6 protein-coding genes are annotated in these 9,075 nt (G+C 61.5%); all 6 read left to right on the forward strand.

Features of this window, described 5'->3' with window-relative positions; genetic code table 11:
* The first annotated feature begins 686 nt into the window (after window positions 1–686).
* The 6 genes from smc (at window position 687) to IE111_RS23980 (ending at window position 8,929) form a co-directional block, all read left to right on the forward strand.
* Window positions 687–4,190, forward strand: coding sequence for a chromosome segregation protein SMC (gene smc / locus IE111_RS23955; RefSeq protein WP_189613724.1), 3,504 nt, complete (start codon window positions 687–689; stop codon window positions 4,188–4,190).
* Between the two features lie 14 nt (window positions 4,191–4,204).
* Window positions 4,205–5,293 (forward strand): cell division protein ZipA, encoded by a 1,089-nt coding sequence (zipA, locus tag IE111_RS23960; protein ID WP_189613726.1) that lies wholly within the window; start codon window positions 4,205–4,207, stop codon window positions 5,291–5,293.
* The gene (ligA, locus tag IE111_RS23965) at window positions 5,290–7,344 is read left to right on the forward strand and encodes an NAD-dependent DNA ligase LigA (protein ID WP_189613727.1); all 2,055 of its coding nucleotides are present in this window, start codon (window positions 5,290–5,292) and stop codon (window positions 7,342–7,344) included. The genes zipA and ligA overlap by 4 nt, the downstream gene beginning before the upstream one ends.
* A gap of 11 nt (window positions 7,345–7,355) precedes the next feature.
* Window positions 7,356–7,793: a hypothetical protein gene (locus IE111_RS23970; protein WP_189613729.1), complete on the forward strand. Its 438-nt coding sequence runs from the start codon at window positions 7,356–7,358 to the stop codon at window positions 7,791–7,793.
* A complete protein-coding gene (locus IE111_RS23975; RefSeq protein ID WP_189613731.1) occupies window positions 7,790–8,020 on the forward strand; it encodes a YheU family protein in 231 nt (76 codons plus the stop codon). The genes IE111_RS23970 and IE111_RS23975 overlap by 4 nt, the downstream gene beginning before the upstream one ends.
* A gap of 438 nt (window positions 8,021–8,458) precedes the next feature.
* A complete protein-coding gene (locus IE111_RS23980) occupies window positions 8,459–8,929 on the forward strand; it encodes a DUF2489 domain-containing protein (RefSeq protein ID WP_189613733.1) in 471 nt (156 codons plus the stop codon).
* Window positions 8,930–9,075: the final 146 nt, after the last annotated feature.

Genomic DNA, 9,075 nt, shown 5'->3' on the forward strand with positions numbered 1-9,075 from the left:
CGTGGCTGGGTTCGCCCCAGAGGCGGAGGTAACCCTCCCTGGGGTCGCCATGAACCCGTCCATGGGGGCTTGACGGCCGCCGTCCAGGCGGCCCACATCCCCTGGGAGGGTTACCCCCGCCTCTGGGGCTTGCTACCGTGCCATGTATCAGTAGTCAGTAGGGTGAGTCGGTACGTCTGGTCCGGCACTCCGGCCTCGGCCGCCCACCAGTCAGTGATAGGCAACTACGGCACACAATGTTTAGCCAAGGTGTCCTTCCTTGGTGGGCGGTGCCCACACTACGCGGCTAACCCATTGCCCGAATGGCTAGTGTCGGGTGGTCCAAGCCTTCCCGGAGGGCGTCGGCCCGCATGGCCGGTTTTTTGCTCCTGCAAAACCGGCACTCTCGCCATCCATGGCGTTCGGAAGGGCCGCCGAGCTTACATGGAGGTACTTGCAGCGGACCTCCGGGAAGGCTTGGACCACCTGACACGGGTTTAACCACGGATCAAAGGGTTCAACCACAGACCCAGTGTGACCAAAGCCACAGAAACGAACCTTCTCCCTAAGTCCTTGATCTACCGCCAAAAACCTCACAGGATAACCGGTTTCAACCGCCCGCGATAAACGCTAGAATCGACCGAACCGAAACGTGCCGGGAAAGGGATCCAAAACAGACCCGCCTCCCGGCTGACTGGCAAGGCGCTATGCGACTGAAATCGATCAAACTGGCGGGTTTCAAGTCCTTCGTGGATCCGACCACCATACCATTCCCGACCAACCTCTCGGCCATCGTCGGCCCGAACGGTTGCGGGAAGTCCAACACCATCGACGCGGTGCGTTGGGTCATGGGCGAATCATCCGCCAAACACCTGCGTGGCGAATCGATGACGGACGTCATCTTCAACGGCAGCAACGCCCGCAAGCCCGTCGGTCAGTGTTCGGTCGAACTCGTCTTCGACAACTCGGACCACACCCTGACCGGTGAATACGCCGCCTTCAACGAGATTTCCATTCGCCGCCGTGTCACCCGCGACGGCCAGTCCACCTATTTCCTGAACGGCACCAAATGCCGCCGTAAAGACGTTACCGACCTCTTTCTCGGCACCGGTCTCGGCTCGCGCAGCTACGCCATCATCGAGCAGGGCATGATCTCCCGGCTGATCGAGGCCAAACCCGAAGAGCTGCGTAACACCATCGAAGAAGCCGCCGGCATTTCCCGCTACAAGGAACGCCGCCGCGAAACCGAAAACCGAATGCGCCGCACCCGTGAGAACCTCGAGCGGCTGACCGACATCCGCGAAGAGTTGGAACGCCAGCTCCAACACCTGCACCGCCAAGCCCAGGCCGCCGAGAAATACAAGGAGCTCAAGCAGGAGGAGCGCACCACTAAGGCCCAGTTGTCGGCCCTGCGCTGGAAACGCCTCGACGAGGAGGTCGGCCAGCAGGAACTGAAAATCGCCGAACTCGAAACCCGGTACGAAGGCTTTGTCTCCGAACAGCGCCGCATCGACGCCGAAGTCGAGGCCCTGCGCGAGGAACACCAGGCCGCGACCGAAGCGTTCAACGAAGTCCAGGCCAAGTACTACCAGCTCGGCAACGAGATCGCCCGCTTCGAGCAGACGATGCAACACCGCCAGGAGCAGAGCCACCAATTGAACCAAGACGTGGTGGAAGCGGAGCGCCTGCTGCAGGAAGCCAGCCATGAAAGCCAGGACGACAGCGACAAGGTCGAGGAGGCCCAAGAGGCCCTGGCCATGCTGGAACCCGAACTCGAAGCGGCGGCGGAGCGGGTGGCGATCGCCACCGACGAACTGGCCAAACTCGAACAACAGCAACAGGATTGGCAAACCCGCTGGGACGCCTTCAACCAGAACGCCCAAGGCCCGAAGAGACAGGCCGAGGTGGCCCAGTCCCGCATTCAACATCTGGAGCGGGTGGTGGAGCAGCTGCACCGCCGCCAGGAGAACCTCTATCGCGAGCGTGATCAGCTTGAAGCCGATCCGGATGCCGAGAATTTGGAACATTTGATCGAGCAGACCGAAGAGCTCGAAATGCGCTCGGAGAGTGCTCACAGTCAATTGGACGAGTTGGCCGAGCGCCTGCAGAGCACACGCGAACAGGCCGAAGACAAACGCCGCCAGTACGACGACATCCGGCATCAGTTGCAGCAAAAGCGTGCCCGAGAGGCCACACTGAAAGCCCTGATCAAGGCCGCGCTGGGCGACGAATCCCAGGGTGTGCAGGACTGGCTGGCCAGCCACCAGATGCGCGAATCGGTGCGTCTGGCGCAGGAATTGACCGTGGCGTCCGGCTGGGAGGCAGCGGTCGAGGCCGTGCTGGGCGACCGGCTGCAGGCTGTTTGCGTCCAGTCCATCGATGACATGCAAACGGCGGTCAGCCGCTTCCATGACGGCACCCTGACGTTGGTCGCCGGCCCGGGCGGCGGTGAGGCGATCGCGCCGGACAATTCGCTGCTTTCCAAGGTGACCTGTGATCGGGATCTGTCCAACTGGCTGGGCTCCGTTTACACCGTCGATTCGCTTGACGAAGCACTGGCCAAACGATCCCAGCTCGCCCCGCACGAAAGCGTTGTCACGCGTGACGGTATCTGGCTCAGCCAGAGCTGGCTGCGCGTCAAGCGCGGTGAAGGCTCGGCCGATGGCCTGCTCAGCCAACAGCAGGAGCTGGAAGGGCTGGTCGAGGAAATCGACGAATTGGAGGTCATGGAAGAGGACCTGGAAGTCAGCCTCAACGTCGCCCTGATGCAGCAGAAGTCCATCGAGGAAGAACGCGAAGCCCTGCAGCGCGACAATCAGCAACTGGCCCGCCAACTGGCCGAAGCCAAATCCGAATTGAGCGGTAAGCGCGTCCAGGCCGAACAGTTGCGCGAGCGCCGCCAGCGCCTGCAACAGGACATCGGCGAAGTCGAAGCCCAGATGACCGAGGAGCGCGAATCCCTGGCGATGACGCGCGAAGAATTGCAGCAGTCGCTGGACGCCATGGAAGAGGATGTCGACGAACGCGAGGCGTTGCTGGGCGAGCGCGAGGAACTGCGCATCACCATTGACGAAAAACGCGATGCCGTCCGTCAGGAGCGCGACCGTCATCATCAGCAGCAATTGAAAGAACAACAACTGCAGACCGAGATCAGCTCATTGAAAGCCTCGCTGGAACGGGCCGAACAGCAGAAAACCCGGGCCCGGGAGCGTCTCGAGCGACTGCGTGAGCAACTGGACGATCGTCAGGACCCGATGGACGATCTGAAAGAAGACCTGGAAATGAAACTCGAGGCGCGCCTGGAACTCGACGAGGAGTTGAACAACAAGCGCGCCGCCATGGAAGAGGCCGACCGCCGCATGCGCACGCTGGAGCAGGAGCGGGCGTCGGCCGACCAGCAGGCCATGTCGGTCCGTTCCGAAATGGAACAGCAGAAGATGTCGGCCCAGACCCAGATCACGCGACGCGCGACCCTGTCCGAGCAATTGACCGAACAGCAGTTCGACCTGGACACCGTCCTTGAAAACCTGCCCGAAGAGGCCAATGAAGCGGACTGGGAAGCGGCTCTGGAACGGCTCGCCGCGCGCATCCAGCGGCTTGGCCCGATCAACCTGGCGGCGATCGAGGAATACCAGACCCAGAGCGAGCGTAAACGCTATCTGGACGAACAGGACCAGGACCTGCAGCGCGCGTTGGAGACCCTGGAAAACGCCATCCGCAAGATCGATCGCGAAACCCGGACCCGGTTCAAGGAAACCTTCGACCGGGTCAATCAGGGCATGCAGGAACTGTTTCCCAAGGTCTTCGGTGGCGGCCATGCCTATCTGGAGATGACCGGCGACGACCTGCTCGACACCGGCGTGGCGATCATGGCGCGGCCTCCGGGCAAGCGCAACAGCACCATCCACTTGCTGTCCGGTGGCGAAAAGGCATTGACGGCGATCGCCCTGGTGTTTTCCATTTTTCGCCTCAACCCGGCACCCTTCTGTATGCTGGACGAGGTGGACGCGCCGCTCGACGACGCCAACGTCGGCCGCTACGCCAAACTGGTGGAAGCCATGGCGGAACATGTACAGTTTATCTACATCACGCACAACAAGATTGCGATGGAGATGGCGCATCAACTAATGGGGGTGACCATGAACGAACCCGGTGTGTCACGATTGGTATCCGTGAATGTCGAGGAGGCCGCCGAACTGGCGGCCATGTGACGGAGGTCAGGCGAATGGAGTTGCGGGAAGTATTGGTCATTCTGGGTGTGGTGCTCATTGCCGTCATCGTTTGGGACGGTTTGCGCCGCATGCAGGGTCGCAAGGCCAACAAATACCGGGGCGGCTACACCCACGACCCCGAGGAACTGAAAAAACAGGCGGAAATCGCCCGTGAACTGCCCAATGGCGGCGCACGTGTGCGCAACATGACCGAGGAAGAGCGCGAGGACCTTTCGTCCAAGCTGAACCTGCGTGAGCGCGTACCGATGTTGATGGATTCGGTCGAACAGGAAGTACCGGCCGAGCGCGAGCCCGATCAGCCCGAATCGGAAGCGGTCGAGCAGGGCACCCTGGATTTCGAAGCGCCGCCGCGCGAACCGGATCCCGAGCCCGAAGCCGAGTCCTCCGCCGGGTTCGAGGATCACAGCGAAGAAGACGAGGTGCATTTTACGGCCACGGACGACTTCGAGCCGGAACCGGAAACGCCCGACATCGCGGAGACGAACGACGAGGACGTCGAGCGAGCGCCCGAACCCGCATCCGAGCCGGACCCCGAGCCCGTGGCGGAGACGGAGCCTGACACCGAACAGGAACCGGAAGTCGAGGCGTCACCGATCGCGCATTCCCGGCTCGAGCGGGACGAACCGGAGCCGCAATACCAGGAGGACACGCGACCGGTCGAGGAGCTGGTCATCATCCATGTTATGGCTCGCGACGGCGGTGAGCTGCCCGGCAGCGACCTGCTCGAGTTGCTGATTCGGGCCGGATTGCGGTTTGGCCCGTTGGACATCTTTCATTATCGCAACCCCAAGGGGCAGATGGAGTTCAGTCTGGCCAACTGCGTCCAGCCCGGTACCTTGAACCCCGATGCCATGGACCAGTTCACCACGCCCGGCGTAACGCTGTTCATGCAGTTGCCCCTGCACGCCGACATGATGGAAGCCTTCGACCACATGTACGAAATGGCGCTGTTTCTGGCCAAGCATCTGGACGCCGTGGTGGTGGACGAGGAACACAGCACGGTCACGCCCCAGCGCGTCGAACACTACCGCGAACGACTGCGCAACTTCGCGCGCTCGCAATTGATTCAGGCCCACGAATGACCACCCGAACCGACGACCAACAGTCCGGCGATCAGGCGCTGCGCGAGGAGTACGAGCGCCTGATCGACGCGATCCGCCAGCACGATTACGACTACTACGTTCGCAATGAGCCGACGGTGCCCGACGCCGAATACGATCGGCAGATGCGTCGCCTGCAGGAAATCGAACAGGATCACCCCGGCTGGGTAACGCCCGATTCACCGACACAGCGTGTCGGCGGTCAGCCACAGGAGGGCTTCGTCGAAGTCCGCCACGAGATGCCGATGTTGTCGCTGGACAACGCCTTCAGCGACGACGATCTCAGTGCCTTCTACAAGCGCATCCAGGACCGGCTGAACACTCAGGACGAGATCGAATTCGCCTGCGAACCCAAGCTGGACGGCATCGCCATCAGCCTGTTGTACGAAAACGGCCAACTGGTACGCGGCGCCACCCGTGGCGACGGCACCACCGGTGAGGACATCACCGCCAATGTTCGTACCATCCGCAGCATTCCGCTCAAATTGCGAGGACAGGGCTGGCCCGCCCGGCTTGAAGTGCGTGGCGAGATCTACATGCCGTTGGCCGGATTCGAAAAAATGAACGCCGAGGCCCGCAAAGCCGGTGACAAGGTGTTCGTCAACCCGCGCAACGCCGCCTCCGGCAGCCTGCGCCAACTCGATCCGCAACTGACGGCCAAACGCCCGCTTGAGATGTGCTGTTACTCGGTCGGTCTGGTCGAGGGCGGTGAACTCCCGGACACCCACGCCGCCATTCTGGATCGACTGGCCGACTGGGGGTTGCGCATCAATCCGGAAAGCCGGGTCGTCAGCGGAGTGGACGGTTGTCTCGACTACTACGAACGCATGCTCGAACGGCGCGAAAACCTGGCCTACGAAATCGACGGCATCGTCTACAAAGTCAACTCGATGAACCTGCAACAACGGCTGGGATTCGTCTCCCGGGCGCCACGCTGGGCCATCGCTCGCAAATTTCCGGCTCAGGAAGAACTGACCCGACTGCTCGACGTGGAATTCCAGGTCGGCCGCACCGGTGCCCTGACCCCCGTCGCCCGGCTGGAACCCGTCTTTGTCGGCGGCGTCACGGTCAGCAACGCGACCCTGCACAACATGGATGAAATCGAACGGCTGGACGTCCATATCGGCGATACCGTCATCGTCCGAAGGGCCGGAGACGTCATTCCCCAGGTCGTGCGCGCCGTGGTCGAAAAGCGTCCGTCCGACGCCCATCCCATTCGTCTGCCTGACGAATGCCCGGTGTGCGGCTCCGCGGTCGAGCGGGTCGAAGGCGAAGCCGTCGCCCGCTGCACCGGCGGGCTCGGTTGCGGCGCCCAGCGTCGCGAAGCCCTGAAACACTTCGTCTCCCGTCGCGCCATGGACATCGAAGGCTTGGGCGTCAAACTGATCGATGCCCTGTTGGACCAGGAGCTGATTCAATCGCCCAGCGACATTTTCGAACTCAAGGCCGAAACTCTGGCCGGGCTCGAACGCATGGGAGAGAAGTCCGCCGCCAACGTGATCGAGGCCATCGAAAAGTCGAAGGACACCACGCTGTCGCGCTTCCTCTACGCCCTCGGCATCCGCGAAGTCGGCGTCACCACCGCCGCCAACCTGGCGCAACATTTCGGCTCGATCGAAAAACTGATGCACGCCGACGAAGAAGCGCTGCTCGAAGTCGACGACGTCGGCCCCATCGTCGCCGCACACGTCGCCCATTTCTTTCAGGAAGAGAACAACCGGGAAGAGATTAAACGCCTCATCGCCCTTGGCGTCACCTGGCCCGACCCGACCCCGGAGCAGGGCGAACAGCCGTTGTCCGGCGAAACCTGGGTGGTCACCGGCAAACTCGAGCAACTCAGTCGTGACGAAGCCAAGGACTACCTGCAACGTCTCGGTGCCCGCGTCGCCGGCAGCGTCTCCGCCAAAACCGCCCGCGTCGTCGCCGGGCCCGGCGCCGGCAGCAAACTCAAAAAAGCCACCGAGCTCGACATTCCGGTGATCGACGAAGACGCCTTCCTCGCCCTGCTGCGCGAGCACGGCCTCTGGCAATGAAGGAAACCGGCATGGATCAGGAAACCATCGTCTACGGCATCATCCGCGACGTCGCCTCCAACGACCCGGCTTTTCTGCAGAAAAGCCGTCTGGTCAACTGCGACGCCATCCTCGGCCTCACCGACATCGATGCCTTTCCGTATCTCACCACCAGCATGTTCTCCATTCCCACCGAGGAACTGGAGCAGGGCACCTACCAGACCCAGGTCATCCACTTCGCCGGCTCCTACCAGGCCGTCGAATACCACTGGGAAGACTGGATCGCCAAATTCGAACAACTGCTCAAACGCATGTACTGGGTCTCCGCCACCGTCCACCTGGAGACCGAACTCTCCGGCAACCACACCTTCCAGTGGGACAGCCCCGGGGCCTATCACGCCCCCAGCGACGAACTCTACGTCCACTGCGAATGGGAACACGAACTCTCTTTCAGCCGCGCACGACCATGATCATACCCGTCGACCAACTCAACCCGGACACCCTGAACCAGGTCATCCGCGAATTCCTCATGCGCCAGGGCGAAGACTGGGGCCTGGCTGAAGGGCATCTCGACGACGCCATTCAGCAGGCCCGGGACGCGCTGGTACAAGGGAATCTGGTGCTGTATTGGGATGAGAACGAAGAAAGCCTTACCATTCTCTCGAAAGAAGAGGTCAACCAATCGGGACTGGGCTAAAAATCGAAGGGGGAGTCCAATTATACGGCTGTGGCTCAATCGATGCCTCGGTTTGCTACCGGCTCCGTAGCTGGGTTCGCCCCTGAGGCGGGGGTAACCCTCCACGGGGTTGCCGTGAACCCATCCATGGGGGCTTGACGGCCGCCGTCCAGGCGGCCCACATCCCCTGGGAGGGTTACCCCCGCCTCAGGGACTGACTACCGTGCCAAGCACCAGCTGTCCCTCCCTCTGGGAGAGGTATATTAAGCTTGGCACTGTAACAAGCGACGGATGCCGGTGGTTCTTCCGAGGGGATGTGCGCAGCAGGGATGCTGCGGTCAAGCCCCCATGGACGGGTTCACGGCGACCCCTCGGGAGAGCCACCGGCAGCCGGTGCGGACCCAGGCACGGAACTCATCGGAACCACTGGCACCGAAATCAACCACCCAAGGGGTATCAATGAACACCGCAGTACTCATCAGCCTCACAGTCGTAGCCGTCGTCGTTATCGGAATCCTGGCTACCATCGCCTGGCGCCTGCAAACCAAAGTCTGGGCCCAGGAGAAAGCCAACCGCGAACGTCAGGCCGAACTCGACCGCAAAACCGCCGAGCGCACTACCTATGTCCTCGACAGCCTGCGCATCATCTCCGCCAACGTCATCGAAGAAGACCTCAACCTCTCCGAAGCCACCATTCGCTGCAAAGTTCTTATCGACTACCTCGAACTCAGCGAGCAGGAGCGCAAACCCTACAGCGTCCTCGACACTGTCTTTGACAAAGTCCAACACTTCGACACTCACGACGCCCGCAAAGCCCTGTCCAAAACCGAACGTCGGGAACAGGACAAAGCGCGTGAGGCGATTGAAGTTGAATATGAAAACGAGCTGAAGCAAGCCTTCAGCCGTTTAAGAACCATTGGATTGAACTAGAGGGAGTCCAGAAGTTATCGAGCAGTCGAGTAGGGTGGGCATTGAGGCTGTGAGAGTATTTTTTTGCCGGCATCACATTGGTTTTAGGCTCGTTCATGCTGGTTAGAATGCCCTCCGGCACCCGCAATTGGTATTTCGACCTACTA

It is taken from the genome of Saccharospirillum salsuginis, assembly GCF_014651855.1.
GTDB classification, from domain to species: domain Bacteria; phylum Pseudomonadota; class Gammaproteobacteria; order Pseudomonadales; family Natronospirillaceae; genus Saccharospirillum; species Saccharospirillum salsuginis.